The 25575-nt window shown below is 72.6% G+C and carries 23 protein-coding genes and 1 tRNA gene; 7 read left to right on the forward strand and 17 right to left on the reverse strand.

All coding sequences use genetic code 11. The features are described 5' to 3' along the window. Positions 1-11: 11 nt before the first annotated feature. A complete protein-coding gene (locus ACFYXV_RS15515) occupies positions 12-3428 on the forward strand; it encodes a PAS domain-containing protein (protein ID WP_389383123.1) in 3417 nt (1138 codons plus the stop codon). A 13-nt stretch (positions 3429-3441) separates the two neighbouring features. Then, entirely contained in the window at positions 3442-4026 is a 585-nt protein-coding gene (locus tag ACFYXV_RS15520; RefSeq protein ID WP_389383125.1) for an antibiotic biosynthesis monooxygenase, read from the forward strand. Positions 4027-4044: 18 nt separating this feature from the next. Here ACFYXV_RS15520 and ACFYXV_RS15525 read toward each other — a convergent pair whose 3' ends face one another. The 9 genes from ACFYXV_RS15525 to ACFYXV_RS15565 form a co-directional block, all read right to left on the reverse strand. Beyond that, positions 4045-5706: a long-chain fatty acid--CoA ligase gene (locus ACFYXV_RS15525; protein WP_389383127.1), complete on the reverse strand. Its 1662-nt coding sequence runs from the start codon at positions 5704-5706 to the stop codon at positions 4045-4047. 161 nt (positions 5707-5867) lie between these two features. Beyond that, positions 5868-6401 (reverse strand): SigE family RNA polymerase sigma factor, encoded by a 534-nt coding sequence (locus ACFYXV_RS15530; RefSeq protein ID WP_030153345.1) that lies wholly within the window; start codon positions 6399-6401, stop codon positions 5868-5870. Between the two features lie 170 nt (positions 6402-6571). Next, positions 6572-7738, reverse strand: coding sequence for a lipid-transfer protein (locus ACFYXV_RS15535; protein ID WP_383497730.1), 1167 nt, complete (start codon positions 7736-7738; stop codon positions 6572-6574). Beyond that, on the reverse strand, positions 7735-8130 hold the full coding sequence (locus ACFYXV_RS15540; RefSeq protein ID WP_385463818.1) for an acyl dehydratase: 396 nt from the start codon (positions 8128-8130) through the stop codon (positions 7735-7737). The genes ACFYXV_RS15535 and ACFYXV_RS15540 overlap by 4 nt, the downstream gene beginning before the upstream one ends. Then, positions 8127-9176 carry an acyl-CoA dehydrogenase family protein gene (locus ACFYXV_RS15545; RefSeq protein WP_385463815.1) on the reverse strand — a complete coding sequence of 350 codons (1050 nt, stop codon included), beginning with the start codon at positions 9174-9176 and terminating at the stop codon, positions 8127-8129. The genes ACFYXV_RS15540 and ACFYXV_RS15545 overlap by 4 nt, the downstream gene beginning before the upstream one ends. Then, positions 9176-10153: a bifunctional MaoC family dehydratase N-terminal/OB-fold nucleic acid binding domain-containing protein gene (locus tag ACFYXV_RS15550; RefSeq protein WP_389383129.1), complete on the reverse strand. Its 978-nt coding sequence runs from the start codon at positions 10151-10153 to the stop codon at positions 9176-9178. The genes ACFYXV_RS15545 and ACFYXV_RS15550 overlap by 1 nt, the downstream gene beginning before the upstream one ends. Further along, the gene (locus tag ACFYXV_RS15555; protein WP_389383130.1) at positions 10150-11301 is read right to left on the reverse strand and encodes an acyl-CoA dehydrogenase family protein; all 1152 of its coding nucleotides are present in this window, start codon (positions 11299-11301) and stop codon (positions 10150-10152) included. The genes ACFYXV_RS15550 and ACFYXV_RS15555 overlap by 4 nt, the downstream gene beginning before the upstream one ends. Positions 11302-11505: 204 nt before the next feature. Further along, a complete protein-coding gene (locus ACFYXV_RS15560; RefSeq protein ID WP_383336804.1) occupies positions 11506-11811 on the reverse strand; it encodes a hypothetical protein in 306 nt (101 codons plus the stop codon). Positions 11812-12341: 530 nt separating this feature from the next. Beyond that, on the reverse strand, positions 12342-12800 hold the full coding sequence (locus ACFYXV_RS15565; protein WP_389383131.1) for a DUF6344 domain-containing protein: 459 nt from the start codon (positions 12798-12800) through the stop codon (positions 12342-12344). Between the two features lie 143 nt (positions 12801-12943). Between ACFYXV_RS15565 and ACFYXV_RS15570 the strand changes: the two genes are divergently transcribed. After that, positions 12944-13453, forward strand: a complete 510-nt coding sequence (locus tag ACFYXV_RS15570; RefSeq protein WP_389383132.1) for a GNAT family N-acetyltransferase — start codon at positions 12944-12946, stop codon at positions 13451-13453. Positions 13454-13559: 106 nt separating this feature from the next. Here the strand turns inward: ACFYXV_RS15570 and ACFYXV_RS15575 are convergent. The 6 genes from ACFYXV_RS15575 to ACFYXV_RS15600 form a co-directional block, all read right to left on the reverse strand. Continuing rightward, a tRNA-Ser gene (locus ACFYXV_RS15575) sits at positions 13560-13647 on the reverse strand. A 39-nt stretch (positions 13648-13686) separates the two neighbouring features. Next, positions 13687-14646, reverse strand: coding sequence for a trypsin-like serine peptidase (locus ACFYXV_RS15580; protein WP_389383133.1), 960 nt, complete (start codon positions 14644-14646; stop codon positions 13687-13689). Positions 14647-14825: 179 nt separating this feature from the next. Then, on the reverse strand, positions 14826-15884 hold the full coding sequence (locus ACFYXV_RS15585) for a YeiH family protein (protein ID WP_389383134.1): 1059 nt from the start codon (positions 15882-15884) through the stop codon (positions 14826-14828). Further along, the gene (locus ACFYXV_RS15590; protein WP_385463793.1) at positions 15884-16438 is read right to left on the reverse strand and encodes a cysteine dioxygenase; all 555 of its coding nucleotides are present in this window, start codon (positions 16436-16438) and stop codon (positions 15884-15886) included. Before ACFYXV_RS15590 ends, ACFYXV_RS15585 begins: the two co-directional genes overlap by 1 nt. 99 nt (positions 16439-16537) lie before the next feature. After that, a complete protein-coding gene (locus ACFYXV_RS15595; RefSeq protein ID WP_389383135.1) occupies positions 16538-17443 on the reverse strand; it encodes a LysR family transcriptional regulator in 906 nt (301 codons plus the stop codon). A 117-nt stretch (positions 17444-17560) separates the two neighbouring features. Continuing rightward, on the reverse strand, positions 17561-18997 hold the full coding sequence (locus ACFYXV_RS15600) for a S1C family serine protease (RefSeq protein WP_389383136.1): 1437 nt from the start codon (positions 18995-18997) through the stop codon (positions 17561-17563). Between the two features lie 224 nt (positions 18998-19221). On the opposite strand from ACFYXV_RS15600, the gene ACFYXV_RS15605 reads away from it, so the two are divergent. The 3 genes from ACFYXV_RS15605 (at position 19222) to ACFYXV_RS15615 (ending at position 21898) form a co-directional block, all read left to right on the forward strand. After that, positions 19222-20019 (forward strand): glycerophosphodiester phosphodiesterase, encoded by a 798-nt coding sequence (locus ACFYXV_RS15605; RefSeq protein ID WP_385463783.1) that lies wholly within the window; start codon positions 19222-19224, stop codon positions 20017-20019. An 84-nt stretch (positions 20020-20103) separates the two neighbouring features. Next, positions 20104-20706 carry an ATP-binding protein gene (locus ACFYXV_RS15610; protein WP_383336824.1) on the forward strand — a complete coding sequence of 201 codons (603 nt, stop codon included), beginning with the start codon at positions 20104-20106 and terminating at the stop codon, positions 20704-20706. 217 nt (positions 20707-20923) lie between these two features. Next, positions 20924-21898, forward strand: a complete 975-nt coding sequence (locus ACFYXV_RS15615; RefSeq protein WP_389383137.1) for a DUF5926 family protein — start codon at positions 20924-20926, stop codon at positions 21896-21898. Positions 21899-22079: 181 nt separating this feature from the next. Here ACFYXV_RS15615 and ACFYXV_RS15620 read toward each other — a convergent pair whose 3' ends face one another. Next, on the reverse strand, positions 22080-22691 hold the full coding sequence (locus ACFYXV_RS15620; protein WP_389383138.1) for a hypothetical protein: 612 nt from the start codon (positions 22689-22691) through the stop codon (positions 22080-22082). 125 nt (positions 22692-22816) lie between these two features. Beyond that, on the reverse strand, positions 22817-23521 hold the full coding sequence (locus ACFYXV_RS15625; RefSeq protein WP_385463774.1) for a bifunctional DNA primase/polymerase: 705 nt from the start codon (positions 23519-23521) through the stop codon (positions 22817-22819). Positions 23522-23929: 408 nt separating this feature from the next. Here ACFYXV_RS15625 and ACFYXV_RS15630 point away from each other — a divergent pair, with 408 nt between their 5' ends. Beyond that, positions 23930-25570 (forward strand): PP2C family protein-serine/threonine phosphatase, encoded by a 1641-nt coding sequence (locus tag ACFYXV_RS15630; RefSeq protein ID WP_385463771.1) that lies wholly within the window; start codon positions 23930-23932, stop codon positions 25568-25570. Positions 25571-25575 lie beyond the last annotated feature (5 nt).

Below are 25575 nucleotides of genomic sequence, written 5' to 3' on the forward strand. Positions count from 1 at the left end.
GGAAGCTCGTCGTGAGCAGCAGGCCATCCCGAGGCGCTGCTCGCCTCGCAGCAATACTCGACGCTCTTCCGGACGCGCTGTTGCTCGTCAACGCCAACGGCACGGTCGTCAACGCGAATTCGATCGCCCTTGAGGTCATGGAGAGTCCCGGCACCGGCCTCGTCGGCCGCGGCGTACTGGACCTCCTCCCCGAGTTCGACTCCAAGCTGATCCCCGGCTCCATGCGCCGGCCCGGCGAGGACGAGGGCGGCCGGGCCAAGCCCAAGCGGATGGTCGCGCGCCGCACCGACGGCACCGAGTTCCCCGTCGAGGTCACCGCCGCCCACCTCGACGGCCGCGACGCCTACCGCGAGCCGCAGCCCGCGTACACCGGTGACGAGCTGCTGATGCTCGTCGTGCGCGACCTCTCCGAGACCGTGGACACCGAGGCCGAGCTGGCCCGCTCGCAGCGGCAGACCGAGATGATCCTGCGCGCCGCCGCCGAGGGCGTCGTCGGTACGGACACCGACGGGCGGGTCGTGCTCGTCAACCCGGCCGCGGCCCAGATCCTCGGGTACCGCGCCACCGATCTCGGCAACCGCGAGCTGCACGGGCTGATCCAGCACTCGCGCGCCGACGGCTCGCCGTTCCCGTTCGAGGAGTCCCCGCTCGCCGACACCTTGCGCAGCGGCCGCAAGCACCGGGTCCGCGGCCAAGTGCTGTGGAACAAGGCCGGGCAGCCGGTCTCCGTCGACCTGACCACCTCGCCCGTACGGGACGGGGAGCTGCTCGTCGGCGCCGTCATGACGTTCACCGACCGGCGTCCCTACGACGCGCTGGCCGCCCGGCACGCCCAGCTGCTGGCCGTCCTCGGCGATTCCCTGCGCGGGCCGCTGGAGGAGCTGCGCGGGGAACTGGCCACGCTGGCCGCCGACGACGCGGGGCAGCTGTGGCCCGAGGCCAACCAGCTGCTGCACCACCTGGCCGCCGGGTACTCCCGGATGACCGCGCTCGTCGACAACGTGCTCGGCTTCCAGCGGCTCGACGCGGGCACCGAGAAGCTCAGGAAGAAGAAGGTCCTGATCGACGGGGTCGTCGCGGCCGGCATCGACGGCGCGGTCGAGCTGATCGGCCCGGGCCGCGTGCAGTTCGCCGTCCACGCACCGACCATCGAGGCCGAGGTGGACGCCGAGCGGATCGCCGGCGCCCTCGCGCACCTGGTCGCGGACGTCGCCGGGGTGGACGCCACCGGCAAGACCCCCCAGGGCAGCGGTTACGGCGATTCGACGATCGTCGTGGCCGCCGCGCAGCGGGGCGACGTCGTACGGATCGAGGTGCGCGGGCCGTACGAGGGCGGCAACCCGGTGCACGAGCCGATCGTGCGGGGTGTCGTGGCCGCGCACGGCGGCGTGCTGCAGACGGTGGAGGTGCCGGGCGCGCCCGGCGGTGCGTACGTGCTGGAGCTGCCGCTCGGCGCCGGAGCCGGAACGGTGACGCTGCCGGAGCCGAAGCCGGAGCCCGCGAAGGAGCCGGCGGCCGCCGAGGGCGCGGGCAAGAACCCCGCCGGCCGGCGTGCCCGGCGCGGGGTGGACGCCTTCCTGGAGGACTCGGCCGAGGAGGCCAAGGCGAACGGCGCCGCCGAGGGCGGGAGCGCGCTGGCGCTCCCCTCCGGGCGGCGGCGGGCGGGCGAGGCCGGTGCCGTCGACGCCGCGAGCCCCGAGCTCGCGCAGTCCCCGGTGAACCCGGCGGGCCTGGGCACCGGGCGCCGGCGCGGCCGGGACGGTGACGGCAGCGGCGAAGGCGGCCCCGGCCGTCCCGTGCCCCCGCAGGGCACCGCCATGCCCGCGCTCCCGCCGGTGCCGCAGGGGCCGCCGCCCGGTCCGGGTCCCGGTGTGCCCCCGGTGCAGCAGGGCACGCCGGTGACGCCCGTACCTCCGGTGCCCGCCGTACCGCCGGTTCCGGTGAGCGAGCATCCCGCCGGCCGGCGGCGCGCGCTGGGTACCTCCGCGGCGCCGCAGCCCGGCGGCCCCGTGCCCGCGACCGGCCTGGGCCCGGCTCAGGCCGCAGCCCCGCAGGCCCCCGTACGGCCCATCGCCCCCGAGGGCGGCTTCGCACTGCCCGCCGGCCCGACCCCGGCGGCTCCCGAGCCGTCCCCCGCGCAGAACCCCGCGCAGAACCCCGCCATGACCGGCCCGGTCCCCGCGCCCGGTGAGGCCGAGGGCGAGACCCCGGCGGGGCGGCGTGGGCGCCGGGTCCTGGGTGCGCCCGCCGCCGAGCCCGCGGCTCCCGCCGCGCAGCCGGCTCCGGCCGCCGAGGAACCCGTACCGCCGACCGGCCGGCGTCGTGCGCTGCCCGCCACCCCCGCCTGGCCCGTCCCGGCCGCCCGGACCGCTCCCGAGGACGAGGACGCCGCCGGCCCGGTGGCCGTGCCCGGCGCCCGGCAGCCGCAGGACACCCCGGCGGAGGCCGCGCAGCCGATCAGCGTGCGCGCCCTCGGCACTCTCGGCCAGGGCATCTCGGTCGACTCCGGATCCACCAACGGCGCGGGCGGTACGGGCGGCTCCGGCCGCCGGCGCCGGCTCGCCGAGCCCGCGCCCCAGGGCCGGGCGTTCGCGATAGGAGCCCCCGAGGCGGGCGCCGCCGAGGGCCCCGAGCCGCTGGACGGGCCCGGGGGCGCCGTCGAGGTCGTCAACCGGCCCGTACCGCTGCCGGTCGACGACGAGCTGCCTCCGGAGCCCCTGGACAACCCGCGCCGCCTGCTCGTGTGGCCGGCGCCCGATGTGCAGACCCAGCAGGCGCTCAGCGACCGCGGCTACCGCCCGGTGATCGTTCACTCCCGCGAGGAGGTGGACGCGCAGATCGCCGCGTTCCCCGCCGCGCTGTTCGTGGACCCGCTGACCGGGCCGATCACCCGGACCGCCCTGCAGTCCCTGCGCCAGGCCGCGGTGGCCGCCGAGGTCCCCGTACTGGTCACGGCCGGGCTGGGGCACGCCACCCGCGAGGCGGCGTACGGGGCCGACCCGGCCGTCCTGCTCAAGGCGCTCGCGGCGCGCGACAGCGAGCAGCACCCCTCCCGGGTGCTGCTGATCGAGGAGCAGGACGCGATCGCGACGGCGCTGACGGCCGCCCTGGAACGACGCGGCCTCCAGGTCGCACGGGCGGGCGCGGACACCGACGCCGTGGAGCTGGCGACGCGGATGCGGCCCAACCTGGTGGTCATGGACCTCATGCAGGTCCGGCGCCGGCGGGCCGGCATCGTGGACTGGCTGCGCGCCAACGGGCAGCTGAACCGGACCCCGCTGGTCGTCTACACGACCACCGGGATCGACCCCGCCGAACTGCCGCGGCTGGCCTCCGGGGAGAGCGTGCTCTTCCTCGCCGAGCGGTCGACCACGGCGGACGTCCAGGGCCGCATCGTGGACCTGCTGGCCAAGATCGGAACGAACTAGTCATCCTGGCCCGATGGCCATCATCGACACGAGCGAGCAGACCGTCCCCGCCGACAACGGGGAGGTGAACCTGCTGATCGCCCGACAGGTGGAGCCGGGCCACGAGGAGGCGTTCGAGGCCTGGGCCCACGGCATCCTGGAGACGGCCGCGACCTTTCCCGGGCACCTGGGGTACGGGCTGTTCCGTCCGGCGGCGAACGGCGGGCCGTGGTTCCTGGTTCACCGCTTCCGCGACCACGAGGCCTTCCAGCGCTGGCAGGACTCCGCCGAGCGGGCCCAGTGGTTCTCCAACTGCCTGGGCCACCACCACACCGAGATAGCCCGGCGGGAACTGCACGGCATGGAGACCTGGTTCGCCAAGCCGGGTACGACCCGGCCCGCGCCGCCGCGCTGGAAGATGGCGATCAGCTCGGGGCTGGCCATCTTCCCGATCTCGCTCGTCGGCAACGCGGTGCTCGGGCCGTACCTGGTGAACCTGCACTTCGTGCTGCGGACGGCCGCTTTCGCCGTCGTCTTCAGCACGCTGATGACCTACCTGGCGATGCCGGCCGTCAGCAGGCTGCTGCGGCCCTGGCTGACCAAGGGCGGCCAGGGCTGAGCATCAGGCCTTCGGGCTTCAGCCGATCCGGGTGACGACCAGCTCGCCGTCCGCGTACTGCTTCCGGATCACCTTCTTGTCGAACTTGCCGACGCTGGTCTTCGGGACGGCCGCGACGGTCGTCCAGCGCTCGGGCAGCTGCCACTTGGCGATGGACTGGCCGAGGAAGACGCGCAGCCCCGCGTAGTCCACGGTCGCGCCCTCCTTGAGGACGACGGTGGCCAGCGGGCGCTCGCCCCACTTGTCGTCCGGGACGGCGACGACCGCCGCCTCGGCGACCTCGGGGTGCGCCATCAGCGCGTTCTCCAGCTCCACACTGGAGATCCACTCGCCGCCGGACTTGATGACGTCCTTGGCGCGGTCGGTCAGCGTGAGGAACCCGTCGGGGCTGATCACTCCGACGTCACCGGTCTTGAGCCAGCCGTCCGCGCTGAACTTGTCCTCGGGGCGCAGCGGTTCGCCGGCCGCTCCGCCGTAGTACGAGCCCGCGATCCAGGTGCCGCGTACCTCAAGCTCGCCCGCCGACTCTCCGTCCCAGGGCAGGATGTCGCCCCCGGGGCCCACCAGGCGCGGTTCGACGCCCGCCGGGAAGCGGCCCTGGGTGATCCGGTACGGCCACTCCTCCTCGACGCTCAGGCCGGCCGGCGGGTGCGCCATGGTGCCCAGCGGGGAGGTCTCGGTCATGCCCCAGGCGTGGCAGAGGCGGACGCCGAGCTTGTCGTAGGCCTCCATCAGGGAGGGCGGACAGGCCGCGCCGCCGATGGTGACCTGCTTCATCGAGGTCAGGTCGCGCGGGTTGGCGGTGACCTCGGCGAGCAGCCCCTGCCAGATGGTGGGGACGGCCGCGGCGTGCGTGGGCTTCTCCCGCTCGATCATCTCGGCGAGCGGGGCGGGCTGGAGGAACCGGTCCGGCATCAGCAGATTGATGCCGGTCATGAACACCGCGTGCGGCAGGCCCCAGGCGTTGACGTGGAACTGCGGGACCACGACGAGGCTGGTGTCCTTGTCGGTCAGGCCCATCGACTCGGCCATGTTGACCTGCATGGAGTGCAGGTAGATGGAGCGGTGGGAGTAGACGACGCCCTTGGGGTCGCCGGTGGTGCCGGAAGTGTAGCACATGGCGGCGGCCTGGCGCTCGTCCAGCTCCGGCCAGTCGTACGAGGACGCGCGGTCCGCGATCAGCTCCTCGTAGTCGTGGACGCGCAGGCCGCGCTCCTGCGCGAGGGCTTCGAGGCCGGAGCGGTCGCCGATGCCGGAGACGACCACGTGCTCGACGGTCGGCAGGTGCGGCAGCAGCGGGACCAGGAGCGGCAGCAGGGTTCCGTTGACGAGCACGACCCGGTCGACCGCGTGGTTCACGATGAAGACCAGCTGCTCGGGAGGCAGGCGGAGGTTGAGGGTGTGGAGCACGGCGCCCATGGAGGGGATCGCGAAGTACGCCTCGACGTGCTCCGCGTTGTTCCACATCAGGGTGGCCACCCGGTCGTCCTGCTGTACGCCCAGTTCGTCGCGCAGGGCGTTGGCGAGGCGGGTGGCGCGGGTACCGATCTCGGCAAAGCTGCGGCGGTGCGGCTCGGCCTCCCCGGTCCAGGTCGTGACCTGGGACTTACCGTGGATCGTCATCCCGTGCTGGAGTATGCGGGTGACGAGGAGCGGTACGTCCTGCATGGTGCTCAGCAAAGCGTCCTCCCGGTGAGCGCTGCGGCGCTGCGGCGGCTACGGATGCAGCCGATTCTGCGCACGTACCGGTCGGCATGTCACTACCCGGAAGTACAAACACGGCAACTCATCGCGGACGTTTCACGTGAAACGCCGATGTTTCACGTGAAACGTGGGCGTGTTCAGCGGACGGGGGTGAGCTCCGGGTCCTCACGGAGCTTGACCAGGGCGCGCGAGACGGCGCTCTTGACCGTGCCGATCGAGACCCCGAGCAGCTCGGCGGTCTGTGCCTCGCTCAGGTCCTCGTAGTAGCGCAGGACGACCATCGCGCGCTGCCGGTCGGGAAGCCGGGTCACCGCCCGCCACATCGCGTCGCGCAGCGCCTGCGCCTCGGCGGGGTCGGACGCGGGCGTCTCCTCGGGCTCCGGCAGCTCGTCGCAGGCGAACTCGTCGACCTTGCGCTTGCGCCACTGCGAGGTGCGGGTGTTGACCAGGGCCCGGCGGACATACCCGTCGAGGGCGCGGTGGTCCTCGATGCGGTCCCAGGCGACGTACGTTTTGGCGAGGGCCGTCTGGAGGAGGTCCTCGGCGTCGCACGGGTTGGCGGTGAGCGAGCGTGCGGTGCGCATCAGGACCGAGCCGCGGGTCCGGACGTACGCCGAGAACGACGGGTACGGCGTCGGGTTCGAGGCGAGCGTGCACACAGGCGTGGTCATGGCTCCACGCTAGAAGCGCGGGCCGGGCCTGGGATCGGCCGCAGGTGCCGAAGCGGGGTCCATCTCAGGTTGTAGGGGTGGGGCCCGCCCCACCTCCTGAAGGTGGAGGAGGCGGGGCGGGCTCCGGGCGGTCCGCAGGACGGGCGGCGAACCGGTCGACGGCTCGGGACTCAGCCGTCGGCGCCGAGGATCAGGCCCGACGTGGGTACCCCGGTCCCTGCCGTGACCAGGGCGCGGGCGGCTCCGGCCACCTGGTTCACGGAGGTGCCGCGCAGCTGGCGAACGGCCTCGGCGATGCCGTTCATGCCGTGCAGGTACGCCTCCCCGAGCTGGCCGCCGTGGGTGTTGAGCGGGAGGGCGTCCGCGGCGACGAAGTCGGCGGCCTCACCGGGCTTGCAGAAGCCGAACTCCTCCAGCTGCATCAGGACGAACGGGGTGAAATGGTCGTAGAGGATGCCGACGTCGATGTCCGAGGGGCGCAGTCCGCTGGTCCGCCACAGCTGGCGGGCGACCACGTCCATCTCCGCCAGGCCGGTGAGGTCGTCGCGGTAGAAGGAGGTCATTCCCTCCTGACGGCGGCCGGCGCCCTGTGCGGCCGCCGTGATCACGGCGGGCGCGTGGCGCAGGTCCCGGGCTCGCTCGGTGCTGGTGACGATCAGCGCCTGGCCGCCGTCCGTCTCCTGGCAGCAGTCCAGCAGTCGCAGCGGTTCGACGATCCAGCGCGAGGCGGCGTGATCGGCGAGGGTGATGGGCTTCCCGTGGAAGTAGGCGGCGGGATTGTTGGCGGCGTGCCGCCGGTCGGTGACCGCGACATGGCCGAAGGCCTCGGGGGTCAGGTTGTAGGCGTGCAGGTAGCGCTGGGCGGTCATGGCCACCCAGGAGGCCGGGGTGAGCAGTCCCCAGGGCAACGACCAGCCGAGCGCCGCGCCCTCCGCCGAGGCCTCGCGCTGCTGGACGCCGGAGCCGAAGCGCCGGCCGGAGCGTTCGTTGAAGGCGCGGTAACAGACCACGACGTCCGCGACCCCGGTGGCGACGGCGAGGGCGGCCTGCTGCACGGTGGCACAGGCCGCGCCACCGCCGTAGTGGATCCGGGAGAAGAAGGAGAGGTCCCCGATCCCGGCCGCTTGGGCCACGGTGATCTCGGGGCTGGTGTCCATGGTGAAGGTGACCATGCCGTCGACGTCGGCGGGGGTCAGCCCGGCGTCGTCGAGGGCGGCCTGCACGGCTTCGACGGCGAGCCTCAGCTCGCTGCGGCCGGAGTCCTTGGAGAACTCGGTCGCGCCGATGCCGGCGATGGCGGCGCGCCCGCCGAGCGTGTCGCGGTGCAGGACGCTCATGCCGCCACCTCCGCCGTGACGGTGGCGGTGACCGTGCCGGTGACGTGGTGTCCGATGGAGTTGGCGCCGAGGACCCGGATCTCCACCCGGTCCCCGTCGACGGCGGCCACGGTGCCGGTCAGAACCATCGTGTCGCCGGGGTAGTTGGGGGCGCCGAGCCGGATGGCCACCTTGCGCAGCACCGTGCCCGGCCCGAGGCGGTCGGTGATGTACCGGCCGACCAGGCCGTTGGTGGTCAGGATGTTCATGAAGATGTCCGGGGAGCCCTTCTCACGGGCGAGCGCGGCGTCGTGGTGGACGTCCTGGTAGTCGCGGGAGGCGATCGCGCCCGCGACGATCAGCGTGCGCGTCACCGGTATCTCCAGCGGCGCCAGTGTGTCGCCGACGTTCATGCGTCGTCCCCCTCGGGTGCGGCGTGGTCGGACAGGAGCGCGCCCAGCTCGGCCAGCAGCTCGCTGCCGCAGCCGAGGTAGGCGTCCAGCTGGCGCCCCCAGAGGAAGTGCCGGTGGACGGGATGGTCCAGGTCTGCGCCCATCCCGCCGTGGAGGTGCTGGCCCGCGTGCACGACGCGCTTGCCGGCCTCGGAGGCCCACCAGGCCGCGGTCAGGGCGTGCTCGCGGGCGGGAAGTCCCTCGTCGATCCGCCAGGCCGCCTCGTACGCGGTGACCCGGATCGCCTCGGTGTCCATGTACGCGTCGGCCGCGCGCAGCATGACCCCCTGGTTGGTGGAGAGCGGCCGGCCGAACTGCTCGCGGGTGGAGGTGTACTCGACCGCGCGGGCCAGGGAGCCGGCGCACACGCCCGCCTGGAGGCCGGCGAAGGCGGTGCGGGCGGCGGCCAGGACCTCTTCGTAGGCCCGGCGGTCCCCGAGCCGTTCGGCCTCGGCCCCGGCCAGGGTGAGGCACCCCGCCGACCACGGGGCGGTGGTCTCCACCTCGGGCGTCCCGACGCCGGGTGCGTCCGTCCGTACGAGCCACAGGGCCCGGTCGGCGTCCGGGAGCAGCACGTGCGTGGCATCGCGCAGCCAGGGCACGACGGGGGCCGTACCGGTGAGCCGGCCGTCCGGCGAGGCGGTGATGCGGCCGCGGGCCGGGAAGGCGCCGGTGGCGACCGCCTCTCCGGAGCCCAGTGCGGGCAGCAGCCGGGCGCGCTGCTCGGCGCTGCCGTGCGCGGCGACGGGCAGGATCCCGTACGCGCAGGTGGCGGCGTAGGGAACCTGCGCCGTGGTGCGGCCCTGCTCCTCCAGCAGCAGCACCAGCCCGAGCAGGCCGATCTCCTCCACGGCCGCGGTCAGACCGGCGGCAGTGAGGGCCTTCCACAGCTCGGCGTCGCTGCCGGTGCCGGCCGCGGCGAGGCGTTCGTGGGTGGCGAGATCGCGGAAGATCCGGGCGGCGAGTTCGGCCGCGGCGGCCTGCTCCTCGGTGGGGTGGAAGTCCATCAGCCCTCGCTCCCTCGGAAGACCGGCAGTTCCAGGTCCTCGTCGACCCGCAGGAACTCCAGCCGCACGGGCATCCCGATGCGGACCTTGTCGTACGGGACTCCGGTGATGTTGCTGACCATCCGGACGCCCTCGGCGAGTTCGACGAGCGCGACCGCGTAGGGCGGGTCGAAAGCGGGGAACGGCGGGTGGTGCATCACGACGTAGCTGAACACCGTGCCGGCGCCGCCGGCCTCGACGGTGTCCCAGTCCAGGCTCGCGCAGGCGTTGCAGCCGGGCAGCCAGGGGAACCGGAGGGTCGCGCAGGCGGTGCAGCGCTGGATCAGCAGTCTGTGTTCCGCAACCCCGTCCCAGAACCCCTGGTTGTCGCGGTTGACCACCGGGCGGGGGCGGCGGGCAGCGGGCTTCTTCTCGTGGGGGGCGGCGGGTGCGTACTTGAGGATCCGGAAGCGGTGGGTCCCGGCGAGCTCGCCGCCCGCGCGGACGTCCATGCGGGTGGTCACGAAGTGGCCGGTGCCGAGCTTGGTCGTCTTGCGCGGGGAGACGGACTCGATGACGGCGTCGTAGGTGACCGTGTCGCCGGGACGCAGCGGCCGCAGGTACTCCTGCTCGCAGTCGGTGGCGACCACGGAGGTGCAGCCCGCGCCGTCGAGCAGGGCGAGGAGCTCGTCGTAGGCGGACGAGCGGTCGCCGTGGCCGGAGAGCCCGCCCATCGTCCAGGCCTGGAGCATGGTGGGCGGGGCGATGGCGTCCGGGCCCGAGTAGGCGGGGTCGGCATCACCCATCGCCTCGCACCAGTGCCGGATCATCGGCTGGTTGACGGGGTCCTTGCCCTGGCCCGCCGTGGCGGCGGGCCGCCCTTCGAAGGCCTGGAGCCGGGCGTGGAACCGGGCGGCCTCCTCGGCACCCGCTCCCGCGCCCGCGCCCGCGTCCGCGTCCTCACCCGCACCCGCTGCCTGGTCCGCCGTGGCGGTCATCGCTTCCTTCCCTTCATGCCGAGCCGCATCATGGCGACGATCTCCCGCTGGACCTCGCTGACCCCGCCGCCGAAGGTGTTGATCTGCGCGGCCCGGTTCATCCGCTCCAGCTCGCCCCCGGCGAAGGCGCCGGGCCCCCGTACGAGCGCCTCCTCGCCCACCACCTCCTGGCACATCCGGTACACCTCGACGGCGGACTCGGTGCCGAGGAACTTCACGCCGCTGGCGTCACCGGGGGCCAGGGTGCCTCCGCCCACCTCCTGGACGAGGCGCCAGTTGAGGAGGCGTACGGCGGCCAGCCGGGCGTGGGCCTCGGCGAGCCGGGACTGCACCCAGGGCCGGTCGGCGGGGCGTTCGCCGGTGACCGGATCGGGAGTGCGGGCGTGGCGCAGCGCGCTCGCGTAGAAGTCCTCGGCCTGCATGCCGATGGCGGCGAGGGCCACGCGCTCGTGGTTCAGCTGGTTGGTGATCAGCCCCCAGCCGCCGTGCTCGGGGCCGACGAGGTTGCCGGCGGGGACGCGGAGCCCGTCGTAGTACGTCGAGGTGGTCGTCAGGCCGCCGACGGTGTCGATCGGGGTCCACGCGAAGCCGGGGGCACCGGTGGGCACCAGGATGATCGAGATGCCCTTGTGCTTGGGGGCTTCGGGGTCCGTGCGGCAGGCGAGCCAGATCCAGTCGGCGTTCTGGGCGTTGGACGTGAAGATCTTCTGCCCGTCGACGACCCAGTCCGCCCCGTCGCGTACGGCGCGGGTGCGCAGCGAGGCCAGGTCGGTGCCGGCTTCGGGCTCCGAGTAGCCGATGGCGAAGACCAGTTCGCCGCCGAGGATCCGGGGGAGGAAGTAGTCCTTCTGCTCCGGGGTCCCGTACTTCATCAGGGTCGGGCCGACGGTGTTCAGGGTGACCATGGAGACGGGGGCTCCGGCCCGGTACGCCTCGTCGAAGAAGACGAATTGCTCTTCGGGACCGCGTCCTTGGCCGCCGTACTCGACGGGCCAGCCGAGGCCGAGCAGTCCGTCGGCGCCGATGCGGCGCAGTAGCGCGCGCTGCGCGGCGGGGTCCTCGGGGGGCCCGTCCGGCAGCAGATCGTGGAAGTACTCCCGCAGTTCGGCGCGGAGCCGCAACTGGCCTTCGGTCGGGGCGAGGTGCACGGCGCTGGCCTCCCGGCATCACATCATCGAGGGAACCTGACTGTCCGTCAGATTCCCTGTGGATGTCAAGGTCGGGAGAGCCCGGGAAGGGCCGGCCCCACTCGATGCGCGGGGGCGCGAACGCGCGAGGGCGCCCGCCCCACCGGACCCCAGCCGGTCCGGTGGCACGGGCGCCCTCAAACACTCAGAGGACTCGGGGAGCGCCTACCACCAGGGGTGGAAGTTGACCGCGACGTTGCCCTGCTGGATCGCAGTGAAGGCCGAGCCGTTGACCTGCGCGGTGTTGTTCTGGTTGGACGCGCCGGAGCCGGTGGCCACCTGCTGCGAGGTGGACGAATTGCCGCTGTTGTTCCCGCCGACACCGCTGCCGATGATGCTGGCGACACTCGCATTCGATCCGTCGTTCGCGAAGGAGCCGTTGTCGGCCGAGGCCACACCGCCGAAGAGGCAGGCGGCGAGGGGGAGGGCGGCGACGGCGGCGATGACGCGGGCGGTACGGATGCTTGCCATGTGTGGATCCTCCAGAAAAGCGAAGTGGGGCTTGCTCCAAGGCAGTTGGCCGACCGCCTCGGTCGTTGCGTGGTGACGACGTCGCGAGACCAGAGTTGCCCACCGAATCCCCGGCGAACCAGCCCGGAGCCCACGATTCCCCCGCAAGCATGAGCAACATCGGATAAACCTCATTCGCACCCCAACGCCCCAGGTCAGCGCGTCGGAGACCGCTGAAACCACCACCAGAACTGGGATGAAACGTTCCCTCAAACTCATGTGCGCCGGACATGCCGAAAAGGGCCGCTCCGTCCGGGAACCCCACCGTCTCCCGGGCCTGCGGCCCTGCAATGCCGGGCTTCACGCCCCCTGCACGCCCCCGGCAACCGCCGGGGCCATCCCACCGTGCCCCGCTCCGGGGCACATCACCGGCGCGATCCGCGGCCGCGACCTGCCGACCGGGCTCCAGCGCCTACTGCTGCCGTTACCGCTCTGGACTGCCTCCTGCGCGTACCACCGCGCAGCGGGTGATGCCGTATGCCGTACGGGCGCTACGCGACCAGGTCGAGCCCGTCGCGGCCGACTCCGGAGCCGGCCCTGGCCATGGAGGCGGAGGCGGAAGGGGAGGCTGAGGCGGAGGCTGAAGCGGACGCGGCGGGTGAAGCGGACGCGGCGGCGGTGGCGGACGCGGCGGCGGTGGCGGACGCGGCGGCGGTGGTCGAGCGGCGGACGGACGGGGCCTTGCCGTGCGCCTCGGCACGGATCCGCTGCTTGATGGTCGGCGGGAGCGAACCGCCCCGCATCATCGCCCGCCAGCTCCGCCGCCCCATCGGCCGGGCCGGCCGTACGGCGGCCGCCGCGCGGCGGGAAGGAACGGGCGCGCCGGCGCCGGTGGCCGCGATGGCGGTGGCCGGCGCGGCCTTGGCGCCGAAGCCGAGGGAGGCGAGCAGGGCGACGAGGACGGCGACGAACGCGGTCCAGATCGAGGCGGCGGTGATGCGGTGAGCCATGACGAGGTCCTTCGCTTCGCGATGTTCCGACGGGCGGATCTGAATACATTCGTCATGATGTGACCGCAACCGCAGCACACCCACCACGCGCGCCGATCTTCCGACAAACACCACTCGGAAGGCCCAACCCCTACCGTGACGGCATGGATTCCTCCTCCCTCCGGCTCGTGCCCTGGGCAGAAGACGACTTCTGGCTCCTGCTGCGCAAGAACGAGCCCGTCATGACCGAACACCTCGGCGGCCCGGAGACCGACGCCAAGCTCAGAGACCGCCATCAGCGGTATCTGGCGCTGAGCGCCCGCGAGCCGGGGGCCGGACGGGTGTTCCGGATCGTCACCGGGGGCGGCGAGAGCGCGGGCACCATCGCCTTCTGGGAGCGCGTGTGGAAGGACGAGGAGGTCTACGAGACCGGCTGGGGCATCCTCCCCGAGTTCCAGGGACGCGGCTTCGCCGCGGAGGCGGCCCGCGCGGTCATCGCCCATGCGGCGGCGCACGGTACGCGCCGGCACCTGCACGCCTTCCCGTCCGTCGACCACGGGGCGTCCAACGCCGTCTGCCGCAAGGCGGGCTTCGTACTGCTCGGCGAGACCGAGTTCGAGTACCCGCCCGGCCAGTGGCACACGAGCAACGACTGGCGGGCGGTGCTGGCGTAGCCCGCCGGACCGGCGCGCCGCCGCCACCCGAACACCGGCACCGAGCAGAGAGGGCGGGTCCCCCCGTATCGGGGAACCCGCCCTCTGACCTGCTACTTCTCTGACCTGGCGGTGGGTGTGGGATTTGAACCCACGGTGACTCGCGCCACGACGGTTTTCAAGACCGTTCCCTTAGGCCGCTCGGGCAACCCACCTGGCCGGTACAGAGTACCGGCAGGCGGGGGGCGGCCGGGTCAGGAATTCTGGGCCTTGTCGTAGGCGGCCTTCGCCTCGTTGCCGAAGTACGGGCCGAACATCCGGTTCGGCAGGAAGGTGTAGCCGAAGCTGTTCACCGAGACCTGGGTTCCCAGGCCCGTGGCCTCGTTGAAGTCCTGGAACCAGGGGCCGCCGCTGGAGCCGCCGGTCATGTTGCAGCCCAGGCTGTGGTCCTTGGTCAGCAGGAAGTCCTTGCCGGTGTTCCCGCTGCAGTAGACCAGCTTGGTGCCGTCGTACGGCGCGGCCGCCGGGAACCCGAACGAGTACATCTTCTTGTTGTAGCCGCCGTTGAACAGGATCCCCTGGGCGCCGACGACCTGGCTGAGCTTCTGCCCGTTCAGCGGGGCGACGACGGCGAGGCCGACGTCCATGTTCATGTCCTCGCTGGCGGCCCACTGGTCGGTCGCGAAGGTCTTGGTGGCCGACCACTGGCCGTAGGGCGCGTTCCCGTTCTCGTACCCGGGAACGAAGATCCAGTTGGTGTGCCAGGCGCCCTGGTACTTCACGCAGTGGCCCGCCGTGATGACCGTGCTGCCGTTGGCGCTGGTGATCGAGTCGCCGGAGCAGGACGCAGTGCGGTCACCGAAGGTGAAGAAGACCCGGCCCGAGGTCTTGACCACCGCTCCGCCGCCCGTCCACGCGCCGCCCGCCTGCGGGAACGAAGCCGGAGAGGCCGCCGCGGCGGTGGCCGCCGTCGGGGCGATCGCCGTGGGGGCCGCGTTGGCCGCGACCGGCGCCCGTCCCGTCCCGGGCGCTGCCGTCACGTCCAGCGGGGTGGCGCCGCGCATCCGCTCGGCGGTCCAGAAACCCTGGGCGTGCTGCTGCTTGAACGAGGCCGGGGAGTCGGCCGCGGCCGAGGGGGCGGCCGCCGTCAGCGCGCCCGCGATCAGGGCGCCCGCCGCCATGAGGACCGATGCTGCCGTGCGATGACGATTCACGCAGGACTCCTTCTGCCGTGCCCGGTCCCGTCGGAACGGGCAGGGTGGGGGTGAAGAGCTGTCGGTGCGGATCGGCGGCAGGTTCGCACGCGCGGCGCGAGAAGTCAGGAGACGCTCTGAACGTTCGGTCGGTTCCGGCCAGGAATTGGCCAACTCCTGCCCGTGGCACGGAGCCGCGGTCACATCGTCAGCAGCACGCCCGCGTACGAGACCCCCGCCACCACCAGCCAGGCCCCGAGCCCCAGTACCGCGGCCCGCCCGCCGGTCCGGGCCAGCCGGGGGAGGTCCACCGCGCTGCCCAGCCCGAACAGGGCCGCCACCAGCAGGAGCTCCTGCGCGGTGTGCGCCCAGTCCAGTGCCGCCTCGGGCAGCACCCCGGTGGCGCGCAGCGCGGCAGCGGCCAGGAACCCGGCCACGAACAGCGGGACCGGTGCCGGGCGGCGCCCCGAGGGCATCCGCACGCCCTGGCGCCGCGCCCGTACGGAGAAGGCCACCGCCGCCACCAGCGGAGCCAGCAGGGCCACCCGCATCAGCTTGACCAGGACCGCCTCGCCGAGCGCGCCCGGGCCGGCGGTCTGGGCGGTGGCCACCACCTGGCCGACGTCGTGGACGCTCGCGCCGACCCAGCGGCCGAAGGCCGGGTCCGAGAGCCCCAACGGGCCCTGGAGGAGCGGGAGGACCGCGATCGCCAGGGTTCCGCAGAGGGTCACCAGCGCCACCGAGGCGGCCACGTCCTCCTCGTCGCTGCCCGACACCTGGCTCACGGCGCCGATGGCCGAGGCCCCGCAGATCGAGTACCCCGTGGCGATCAGCAGGGGCTGGTCTCCCGGCAGCCCGAGCCTCCGGCCCAGCCAGAGCGTGCCGAAGAAGGTGGCGGCGACGACCCCGGCCACCATCGCCACCGTGGTCCAGCCCAGCCGCAGCACCTGGTCCAGGCCGAGGCCGAGGCCCAGCAGGACGATGCCGATCCGCATCAGCCGCCGCCCGGCCAGCGAGAGCCCCGGGCGGGCCGCTCCCCGTACGAGGTCCCGTACGCCCGGGAGATGGGCCACCGCGATGCCGAGCACGACCGACGCGGTCAGCATGGGGACCGCGGGCACCAGCCGGTGCGCGCACCAGGCCACCAGTACTCCGGCGACCGCCATCCCCAACCCGGGCCAAGGCGAGGATGTTTCACGTGAAACAGGCCCGGCACCTTCGGTCTCCGCCCCGCGCAGCGGGCGGTTCAGCAGGGCCATCAGTCGGTGGGGAGCGTGTAGACGCGGCGGACACTGCTGCCCAGGCGGATGACATCGGCTCCGTATACGTGCAGGGATATCGCCGTGGTGCGACAGGAGTTGTAGACCTTGTGGATATCGCCGGGCGGGGCGAATCCGCAGACGTCGCCGGGACCGTTGACCACGTGCTCGGTCGCCACCAGCCGGGCGCAGGCGTCTCCCGCCGCGGGGGCGAGCCGGTAGCGGAGCTCGCTCTCCTCGCCCTCGTGCACCCCGGCCACGCACCAGGAGACGTGGTCGTGGATGGCGGTCTCCTGACCGGGCAGCCACACCAGCGCGACCACGGAGAAGCTGCCGTCAGGCTCGGCGTGCAGGACGTGCTGCCGGTACCGGTCGGGGTCCCCCACGCGCTGCTCGGGCGTGAGCAGGTCGGGTGTGCCCAGGTGCGGGGCCACGCGCTCGCCGACGAGGTAGGCGGTCAGGTCCGGGGCCAGCCCCCGGTCCACGACCGTACGGATTTCACTGACGAGGGCGGCCATCCTCGCGGTCGTACGGGCCGGCGTAGTGGTGGTCATGGAAGCAGCGTCGGACCGCCGATCCATCACGTCCAACGACAGTTCTCACCTGAAATCCCAAGTACTGCTTATGAATTCAGGTGAGGTGAGGCCGGGTGATCAGCAGCCCACGCGGTTCCCGGCCACCTGCTTGAGCGCGTCGAGGACCACGGCGGTCGCCGGGATGCGCAGGTGGTCGCGGTAGACGTACGCGGCGATGTGGCGGCGCGCGGCGGGCTGGAGCGGCCGCCCGCACACCTTGCTCAGGGAGAGGGAAGGCAGCACGAGGGCGGGCATCATCGCCACGCCGAGTCCTTGTCCGACCATGCTCTGCACGACCAGGTTGTCGTCGGTGGCGAACCGGATGTCGGGCACGAAGCCCAGCTCGGCGCACTCGTGCAGCAGGTTGGCCCGGCAGCGCGGACAACCGGCGATCCACCGCTCCTCCGCGAGGTCCGCCAGGTGCACGGCCCGCCGCCGGGCCAGCGGGTGCCCGGTCGGGAGCAGCACCGTCAGCTGGTCCTCCATGAGTCTCACCTCGGCGACCTCCTCCGGTATCTCCTCGTGCAGCCCGGGATAGGTGAAGGCCAGGGTGATGTCGCACTCCCCGCGCTCCAGCCGGCGCAGCGACTCCGGGGGCTCCCCCTCCAACAGCTCGACCTGGATGCCCGGATGGTCCTTGGCCAGATCGCTCAGGGCCTCGGGGACCAGGGTGACGTTGGCGCTCGGGAAGCCGCAGAGCCGGACCCGCCCGGTGCGCAGGCGCGCGTACGCCTTGAGCTGTGCCTCGGCGGCGGAGAGGCTGCCGAGGATGGACTCGGCGTGCCGGGCCATGGACTCGCCGGCCTCGGTGAGCTGCATCTTGCGGCCGACCCGGGTGAAGAGGGGGGTGCCGACGGCGCGTTCAAGCGCCTTCATCTGCTGGGTGATCGCGGGCTGGGTGTACCCCAGGGCGCGGGCGGCCGCCGAGTACGACCCGGAGGCGACCACTTCGTGGAAGGTGCGTATGTGCCGCGAATCGAACACAAGGGAAGCATAAGCGGACGTTGGGAGGGGCCGTAGGCGGATTCGCGCCCACGGCCCCTCCCATCGGGCCGGCCGGTGGTCCGGTCCGTCAGGTACCGGTCCGGCCGTCGGTCGTCGTTACTTGTCGCCGACCCGCGAGCCGAGGGTGATGTCGACGGTGTTCGGCTTGCCGTCGCGCAGGTAGGTCAGCTTCACCACGTCGCCCGGCTTGTGCGTCCAGATCTCGCTGATGAGGGTCGGGCCGCTGTCGATCGGCTTGTCGCCGAACTGGGTGATGACGTCGCCGGGCTTGAGGCCGGCCTTGCCGGCCGGACCGTTCGGGTCGACCAGGTCGTTGGCGGGGGCGCCCTGATCGGAGATCTTGGCGCCGTCGGTCTTGGACTGGAGGTCCACGGAGACCGAGATGATCGGGTAGACCGGCTTGCCGGTCTTGATCAGGGACTCGGCGACGTTCTTCGCCTGGTTGATCGGGATCGCGAAGCCGAGGCCGATGGAGCCGGCCTGACCGCCGCCGAAGCCGCCGTTGCCGGCCGACTGGATGGCGGAGTTGATGCCGATGACCGCTCCGCGCCCGTCGAGCAGCGGGCCGCCCGAGTTGCCCGGGTTGATCGAGGCGTCGGTCTGGAGGGCGCTCATGTAGGAGTTCTTGCCGCCGGAGGCGTCCCCGGAGGCCACCGGGCGGTTCTTGGCACTGACGATGCCGGTGGTGACCGTGTTGGACAGGCCGAAGGGGGCGCCGATCGCGATGGTCGCATCACCGACCGCGACCTTGTCGGAGTCGCCGAGCGGCAGCGGCTTGAGGCCGGACGGCGGGTTCTTCAGCTTGAGCACGGCCACGTCGTAGCCCTGGGCCCGGCCGATGACCTCCGCCTCGTACTTCTTGCCGTCGGAGAAGGTCGCGGAAAGCTTGCCGCCGTTCGCGGCGGAGGCCACCACGTGGTTGTTGGTGAGGATGTGGCCCTGCTGGTCGTAGACGAAGCCGGTGCCGGTGCCGCCCTCGCCGTCGCCGGCCGAGGCCTCGATGGTGACGACGCTGGGCAGCGCACCCGCGGCCAGGCCCGCGATCGAGCCGGCCTCCCGCTTGATGTCCTTGGGGGTGTTGCTCGCGGCGACCGTGGTCGAGCCGACGCCCTTCTCGCTGCGCTCGGCGGCCCAGAAGCCGATGCCCCCGCCGACGCCGCCGGCGAGGAGGGCCGCCACGAGCACGGCGGCGACCAGGCCGCCCTTGCCCTTCGGCTTGGCCGGCGGCATGCCGTCGGCGGTCGGGGGCGCGCCCCAGGTGCCGCCGTCGTGGCCGCCGCCCGAGCCGTACGCCGGAACCGCGGGCGGCGGGGGCGGCCAGCCCTCGGCGCCGTACGCGGCCGGGGCCTGCGGCGCGGGAGCCTGGGCGTAGCCGGGGGCCTGCGCCGGTGCCGGGCCCGCCGGGGTCGGCGGGATCTGCTGGGTCGGCTCCGTGCCGTGCGCGGGCGTCTCGGGGGCAGGAGCGGCCACCGGGGGTGTGGACGGGGCCGCGGGGGGCTTCGGGGCCGCGGTGCCCTCGTTCTCGGTGCTCACAGCGCTCTTCTCCTCGTCACACACGGCTTCAGAAAAACTGGCGATTCGGCCCGGCCGAACGTTCGACGTGCCGCACAAGTTCCTGGGAAAAGCCTTCCCCATGACCCGTCAGAGCACTGTAAGCCGGACCTGTGCGTCTTCCCCATCCTTTATATCCGGCATTCCGGGCGCATCCGCACGGCGGAGCCCGACATCCAGGGCCGTACCGGTGGCACCATGACCCGGTGACCCACGCACTTCCGCCCATCCAGGTCGTCGCCCACCGCGGCGCCTCGGAGGATGCCCCCGAGCACACCCTGGCCGCCTACCGCAAGGCCATCGAGTACGGCGCCGACGCCCTGGAATGCGATGTCCGGCTCACCGCCGACGGCCATCTGGTCCTCGTCCACGACCGCCGGGTCAACCGCACCTCCAACGGCCGCGGCGCCGTCTCCGCCCTTGAGCTGGCCGATCTCGCCGCCCTCGACTTCGGTTCGTGGAAGGACCGCGAGGAGTCCCCCGACTGGGACGCCGACCCCGAGCGCACCTCCGTGCTCACGCTGGAGCGCCTGCTGGAACTGGTCTCGGACGCCGGCCGGCCGGTACAGCTCGCCATCGAGACGAAGCACCCGACCCGCTGGGCCGGACAGGTGGAGGAACGCCTCCTCTTCCTCCTCAAGCGGTTCGGGCTGGACGCGCCGCCCGCCGAGGGCCCGCACCCGGTCCGCGTCATGAGCTTCTCCGCGCGCTCCCTGCACCGGGTGCAGGCGTCCGCGCCCACGATCCCGACCGTGTACCTGATGCAGTTCATCTCGCCCCGGATGCGGGACGGGCGGCTGCCGGCCGGGGTGCGGATCGCGGGTCCGGGCATGCGGATCGTGCGCAACCACCCCGGGTTCATCCGCAAGCTCCAGGGCGCGGGCCACTCCGTACACGTATGGACCGTGAACGAAGCCGAAGACGTTCAGCTCTGCGCTGATCTGGGTGTGGAAGCAATCATCACGAACAGGCCGCGACAAGTTCTGTCACAGCTAGGGCGCTGACGTCCCGTTTTGCCCACCCGTCCCGCGCGCCACGTGCGTGACAGGGTGTGCACCGGCGCATCCGCTCCGCAATCGCCCGCATGAATGCGTCAGAGGGCTCCGCTTGACCGGTTTCCGGTCCAGGCCATTGGGGCATCCAGACCATGGCGTGGGGCTAAGGAGGTTCCGGGGGTGGCGTTGGTGGTGGCACAGGAAGTGCCCACGTCTTCGTGCATGGACGTATGCCATGGTCCTGCGGGCGTGGGTGAGGCGAGGCGCCGCATGCGTGAGCAATTGCGCATGAGCGGGGTGTCCGAATCGGTCGTGGACGATGCCGTACTGATCCTTTCCGAACTGCTCAGCAACGCCTGCCGGCACGGCAGACCGCTGGGCGCCGGCGAGATGGGGGACGGGGAGATACGCGCCGCGTGGCGCATCGACAAGGCGGGGCGGCTGACGGTCGAGGTCACGGACGGAGGCGGTCCCACCCGCCCGGTTCCGGCCACGCCCTCGGTCACCGCGCGCGGCGGCCGGGGGCTGAACATCATCAGCGCCCTCGCCCAGGACTGGGGTGTCCGGGACGGAGCGGCAGGCGAGGTCACCGTATGGGTGACCGTTGCGTGCGGGGCCCGGCACGAGGATTTCGCTACGCGCGTTGCGCCCCCGGCGATCGACTTCAGCACGGCCTTCGACGATCTCCGTCCGTGACCGGATCACGGCTCGGATCCCCGACCCGGATCCCGACCCCGGTCCGCTGCCACGGCACCCGCAGGCAGGACGCGCAAGACCGGCCGTCCGAACGAGCGGCCGCCGGGAGCGCACGCCGACCGTGCTCCCGGCCGCACCCTCCCGGCTGCGGCGGTACGAACGGCTAGGCTCGCGCCCAGACACAACGCCGTACCGCCGCAACCGGGAGACACCCACGATGGCCAAGAAGCGCCCCGCAGCGAAGACTGCAAAGCCGCAGCTCAAGAACGGGGAGATCCCGGTGGTGGGCGCACGCGAGCCCTGCCCCTGCGGATCCGGGCGCCGTTACAAGGCCTGCCACGGCGCAGCCGCCGCACACGCCGTCACCGAGCACGTGGCGCGCCCCTTCGAGGGCCTGCCCGGCGAGTGCGACTGGGTGGCGCTGCGCGAGCTCGTGCCCGCGGCGACCATCCCCCTCACGCTCAAGGGCGGCCTGCCCGAGGGCGTCCCGTCCGTCACGCTGGTGACCGTACTGCCCATGGCCTGGCCGGCGCTGCGCCGCGAGGACGGGTCCGTCCTGCTCGGCCTCCAGAACGACTCGACCACCGGGGACCTCGCCCGGGACATGGCCGACACCCTGGAGCGCGCGCTCGTCGCGGAGCCGGGCACTCCGGTGGCGGCCCGCCGCGTTCCCGCCGAAGGCCCCCGACTTCAGGATCTCCTGGACACGGACGGCGTTTTCGAGCCGGTTGTGCACAGCGGGTTCGAATTCTGGATTCCGGATGCGGAGAGCGCCCAGAGCGCCTCCCCGGAGATCGCCGCCTCCCTTGAGCGCGCCAACGCCGCCGCGATCCCGACGGTCAAGCTGGCCGGCGTGGACGCGGCCTACTGGTGCGAGACCCCGGACAAGAACCACCTGCGCTGGGTCATGCCGCACCCCGAGGAGAAGCTGCTCGACGCCCTCGCGCGGCTGCACGCCGCCGGCACCTCCTCGCTCGGCGAAGACACCCGACTGGTCGGTTCCTTCCGGGCGCACGGACTCGTGGTCCCCGTCTGGGACCTGCCGACCGGAGTGACCGCCGACGACGTGGAGAAGCCCGCGGCGGAGTTCGCGGAGCGGCTGGCCACGGCCCTGGCCTCGGATGCCCCGCTGACCGCGGACGAGCGCCGGGCGCGCGGCGGACTCACCAACCGCCAGGTCACGCTGAGCTGACCGCCGAGCACCCGCAGGAGCGGTGACTGGGGTCACAACTCCCGCTAATCGCCTGCAAATCGGTGTCTGAATATCAGAGATCGAATTTGCGAACAGGCGATCTCTTGTTACCGTTCTTGTAGCCCGGTCGCTGGTGCATCCCCCGTCGCCAGCGACCGGGCCCTTCCATTTCCGCCGTCGTTCAACCGTCGGCAGGTGCCGGTGAGTTGCTCCCGGACCGCAGCAGCAACCGCCCTTCGTCATCCGGAACTGCAAACTCCGCAACTGCCGAGTAGGCGTCCGGCGCCCCCGTCGAGTCCTCACGCGGCGTCTCGCACAGCCCCGGCTCGTCGTCGGCCCCCACCGCACAGCGGATCTGCACCGTGCGCCCCGCCGGTCCCATCACCGTCAGGACCGCGTCCAGTGCGCGCCCGCTCGTGTTGCGGTAGTAGCTGCGCCCCCACGTCCGACCCTCACCCGCGAGGACGCAAGTCTGCGCCTCCAGGCCTTGCGGGGAAGAGAGTTCGGGTCCGCACCTCGAATCCGTACGGGGCTGCTCGGACGGACCGGGCTGCGGCTCTTCGGCAGCGGCAGGCAGGCGCCCGGGCTGCCCCGTCCGCGGCGGCCCGTCCTGCCGCCCCGGCCCCGCGGCCGGTGTCGGCGTACGGGATCCGGACGCCGGATCGGCCAGTCCGAGCGAGGAGAGCAGCCCGCCGCCTTTTCCGTCGTCCTGACCGGCGAAATCCGGTCCGGCGATCGCCCCTGCCAGCGGGAGCGACAAGATGATCAGCACACCGGCGCTGATACCGATCAAGCGGAGATTCATTCGGCGAAGATAGCGATGCGGGAATGGGGCGCGGAGATCCCCGCGCCCAATTCCCTTGGAAACTCGTCCCGCTGGCACCCGTACGAGTGATCGGCGGGCGTCCGGCGGCCGGTTCAGTACGCGAGCCGGCTTCCGCCGCCCGAGGCCCCGGTACTCGCCTCGACCAGCGCGTGCACGACGGCCTCGACCTCCGGCAGCCACGGGTCGCCGTCGTCCGCCGGTTCACGCTCCCACCGCACCTGCCCGCCGCCCGACGCGGGGGAGGGCGGGAGCAACAGATAGCCGCCCTCGCCGTGGAAGCGCAAGGCGGAGGGCACATGGTCCTTGGCGTACAGGAGTTCGCCGAGCCGCTCCAGCGAGTAGGGCGCGACCAGCAGCGCCCAGCGGGTGGGCGTGGCCACGATCGGCCCGAGCCGCATGCCCTGCGCGTCCAGCCGTACGACGGCCCGCGCGGCCGCGTTGGCCGGCAGGCTCACGGCGCACGGGGCGGACCCGCCCGTGGCGAGCAGCATGGGAGCGGTGGGCCGGTTGGTCCACCACCAGGCCACCATCCGGGGGTCGGTGGTGGCCGCGAGCAGCCCGGGGTCGAAGGGGTGGGCGCCGGGCACGGCGCAGTCGGGGTCCGGGCAGGCGCACCGGCTGCTGTCGGCGACGGAGCGGCCGACGCCGGGAAGCACCGGCCACTGACGGGTGGTGGCGCAGACGAGCGCCGCGTCGAGGAGGGGGAGAGCCGGGTCACCGCTCTGCCCGGGGGCGGGGCGGAGGGTTTTCAAGCGATCGCGGAGCCGCTGGAGACGCCTTCCGAGGATCTCGCGCATGAGCGCTCGTTCCTTTCCGTTGAACGCCGAGGGCCACATCACACCATGTAACCGGTGTTTCACCACACGCACACGTTTCGCGTCACTGTCCGCCTTGAAGCAGGTTCACACGGTTCGTGCAGTTTTCTTACGGGTCCATGAAACGTCCGGCGGGGGCGGAACGCTACCCGCGCCAGTGCCGAGACCGGCTGCCGCCGCTAAGGACGACGGACCGCGCCGGGCGGTTCCCGGCGACCGCCGGGCTGCGCCAACTCTCCCCGTGCACCACCGATTAGGTACCCGGAGCCGCTCTGACGCCCGACCAGTCGATCGCAAAAAACGTCTGCTTCCGGCTTTTTCCAGCCAAGTTCTAGCCTTGGCTGGACAGTGAGTTGCCGTCCCACGGACACCAGGATTCCCACCTGGGCAATGCTGGACATCGATCCTCGTGTGCGTGTAGATGTGGATTCATTGATGGCGGCGCAGCACGATCTGGGGGTTTGCGATGCTATATGGCGAATCGCACCAGGTGGAAAGGCGGACGCCATGAGCGCCCCGCATCTGCCGAAAGTGGCTGGAATCGATCCAGCAGTTACCGCGGTCCCGCAAACTGCGGCGCCCACGCCCGCCCGAACCGCCCCCGCAGCGGCAGCGGTCCCCGGACCGAGCACCGTGATCCAGGACCGGCTGGCGGGGATGGTCTCCGACCTCACCACCCTCCACGAGCTCACCGAGCGGCTGGCCCGCGCCTGTGACCTCGACTCCTCCCTCCACGAGTTCCTGCGCGCCGGCGCCGTCCTCGTCGGTGCCCGCCGCGGCCTGATCGTCCTGGAGCCCTCCGACGGGCTCGGTCCGACGACCACGATCGGCCTCGGCCTCGGCCGCGCGGACCTCGGGCACATCGAGACCGTCCCGCGCACCGCGACCTCGTACGGCCGGATCCTCGACGGACTCCCCGACGCCCGGGGCGGATCCGACGTGCTCCCCGAACCCGACGCCGCCCCCGGCTCGGGCGGGTACGGCACCCCCGTCGACCCCCGCCACCGCGAGGTCGCCGCCCGGCTCGGCTACGCCGCGAGCTACGCGCTGCCGCTGACAGCCGAGGCCACCGGACGGCTGGGAGCCGCCGTCTGGCTCTACGACGAACAGGCCGAACCCAGCGAACGCCAGCGCGACCTCGCCGGGCTCTACGTCCGCCACGGCGCCGAGCACCTGGCCCGGATGCTTGAGGTGGAACGCTCCCGCAGCCGCCTGGCCACGGTCGCCGAGGAGCTGCTGCCCAGCCGGCTTCCCCGGATCCCCGGGGTCCAGCTCGCCGCCCGCCACCACACCGGACCGCGCGGCGGGGGCGACTGGTACGACGCGCTGCCGCTGCCCGAGGGAGCCCTGGGACTCGCCGTCGGCTCCGTCACCGGTGCCGGGCCCAGCGCCATCGCCGCGATGGGGCGGCTGCGCGCCTCGCTGCGCGCGTACGCCGTCATGGAGGGGGAGGACCCCGTCGCGGTCCTGTCCGACCTGGAGCTGCTGCTGCGCCTGACCGAGCCCGCGCGCTGCGCGACGGCGCTCTTCGCGTACTGCGAGCCCGCCGGATCCGCGCACGCGGGCGGCCAGGGACGGAAGATCGTCCTGGCCGGGGCGGGGCACGCCCCGCCGCTGCTCATCGGTGAACACCGCACGGAGTACGTGGAGACCACGCTCTCCGCGCCGCTCGGGATGCTGTCGTGCTGGGAGGCTCCGAGCGTGGAGATCGAACCCGCACCTGGAGAAACGGTGCTGCTGTACACCGACGGGCTCCTGCGGCGGACCGGCGACCCCATGGACCGGGCCTACGCGCGGCTGCACGCAGCGGCCGCGGGGGTCCCCCGGGGCATCCGGGACGATCCGGCGGCCATCTGCGACCACATCCTGCGGGCCGTGCTGCCGGCGGACGATCCTGCGGTCGCGCCGGTCGGAGCGGCCCCCGCGGCGGCGGCTTCCGCCGCGTCCGCCGCTTCCGACGCGACGGCCGCCATGGCCGCCACGGGGGGCGAAGTGGAGGACATCGTCCTGCTTGCTGCCCGTTTTGACTGATTCCT

It is taken from the genome of Streptomyces sp. NPDC002181 (genome assembly GCF_042890485.1).
Taxonomy (GTDB): Bacteria; Actinomycetota; Actinomycetes; order Streptomycetales; family Streptomycetaceae; genus Streptomyces.

Excerpts from the sequence above, each read along its gene's own strand:
- ACFYXV_RS15520 (WP_389383125.1), top strand. The coding sequence starts at position 3,442 with ATGGCCATCATCGACACGAGCGAGCAGACCGTCCCCGCCGACAACGGG.
- ACFYXV_RS15530 (WP_030153345.1), bottom strand. The coding sequence starts at position 6,401 with ATGACCACGCCTGTGTGCACGCTCGCCTCGAACCCGACGCCGTACCCG.
- ACFYXV_RS15535 (WP_383497730.1), bottom strand. The coding sequence starts at position 7,738 with ATGAGCGTCCTGCACCGCGACACGCTCGGCGGGCGCGCCGCCATCGCC.
- ACFYXV_RS15540 (WP_385463818.1), bottom strand. The coding sequence starts at position 8,130 with ATGAACGTCGGCGACACACTGGCGCCGCTGGAGATACCGGTGACGCGC.
- ACFYXV_RS15545 (WP_385463815.1), bottom strand. The coding sequence starts at position 9,176 with ATGGACTTCCACCCCACCGAGGAGCAGGCCGCCGCGGCCGAACTCGCC.
- ACFYXV_RS15550 (WP_389383129.1), bottom strand. The coding sequence starts at position 10,153 with ATGACCGCCACGGCGGACCAGGCAGCGGGTGCGGGTGAGGACGCGGAC.
- ACFYXV_RS15560 (WP_383336804.1), bottom strand. The coding sequence starts at position 11,811 with ATGGCAAGCATCCGTACCGCCCGCGTCATCGCCGCCGTCGCCGCCCTC.
- ACFYXV_RS15565 (WP_389383131.1), bottom strand. The coding sequence starts at position 12,800 with ATGGCTCACCGCATCACCGCCGCCTCGATCTGGACCGCGTTCGTCGCC.
- ACFYXV_RS15570 (WP_389383132.1), top strand. The coding sequence starts at position 12,944 with ATGGATTCCTCCTCCCTCCGGCTCGTGCCCTGGGCAGAAGACGACTTC.
- ACFYXV_RS15585 (WP_389383134.1), bottom strand. The coding sequence starts at position 15,884 with ATGGCCCTGCTGAACCGCCCGCTGCGCGGGGCGGAGACCGAAGGTGCC.
- ACFYXV_RS15590 (WP_385463793.1), bottom strand. The coding sequence starts at position 16,438 with ATGACCACCACTACGCCGGCCCGTACGACCGCGAGGATGGCCGCCCTC.
- ACFYXV_RS15610 (WP_383336824.1), top strand. The coding sequence starts at position 20,104 with ATGCGTCAGAGGGCTCCGCTTGACCGGTTTCCGGTCCAGGCCATTGGG.
- ACFYXV_RS15615 (WP_389383137.1), top strand. The coding sequence starts at position 20,924 with ATGGCCAAGAAGCGCCCCGCAGCGAAGACTGCAAAGCCGCAGCTCAAG.
- ACFYXV_RS15625 (WP_385463774.1), bottom strand. The coding sequence starts at position 23,521 with ATGCGCGAGATCCTCGGAAGGCGTCTCCAGCGGCTCCGCGATCGCTTG.
- ACFYXV_RS15630 (WP_385463771.1), top strand. The coding sequence starts at position 23,930 with ATGCTGGACATCGATCCTCGTGTGCGTGTAGATGTGGATTCATTGATG.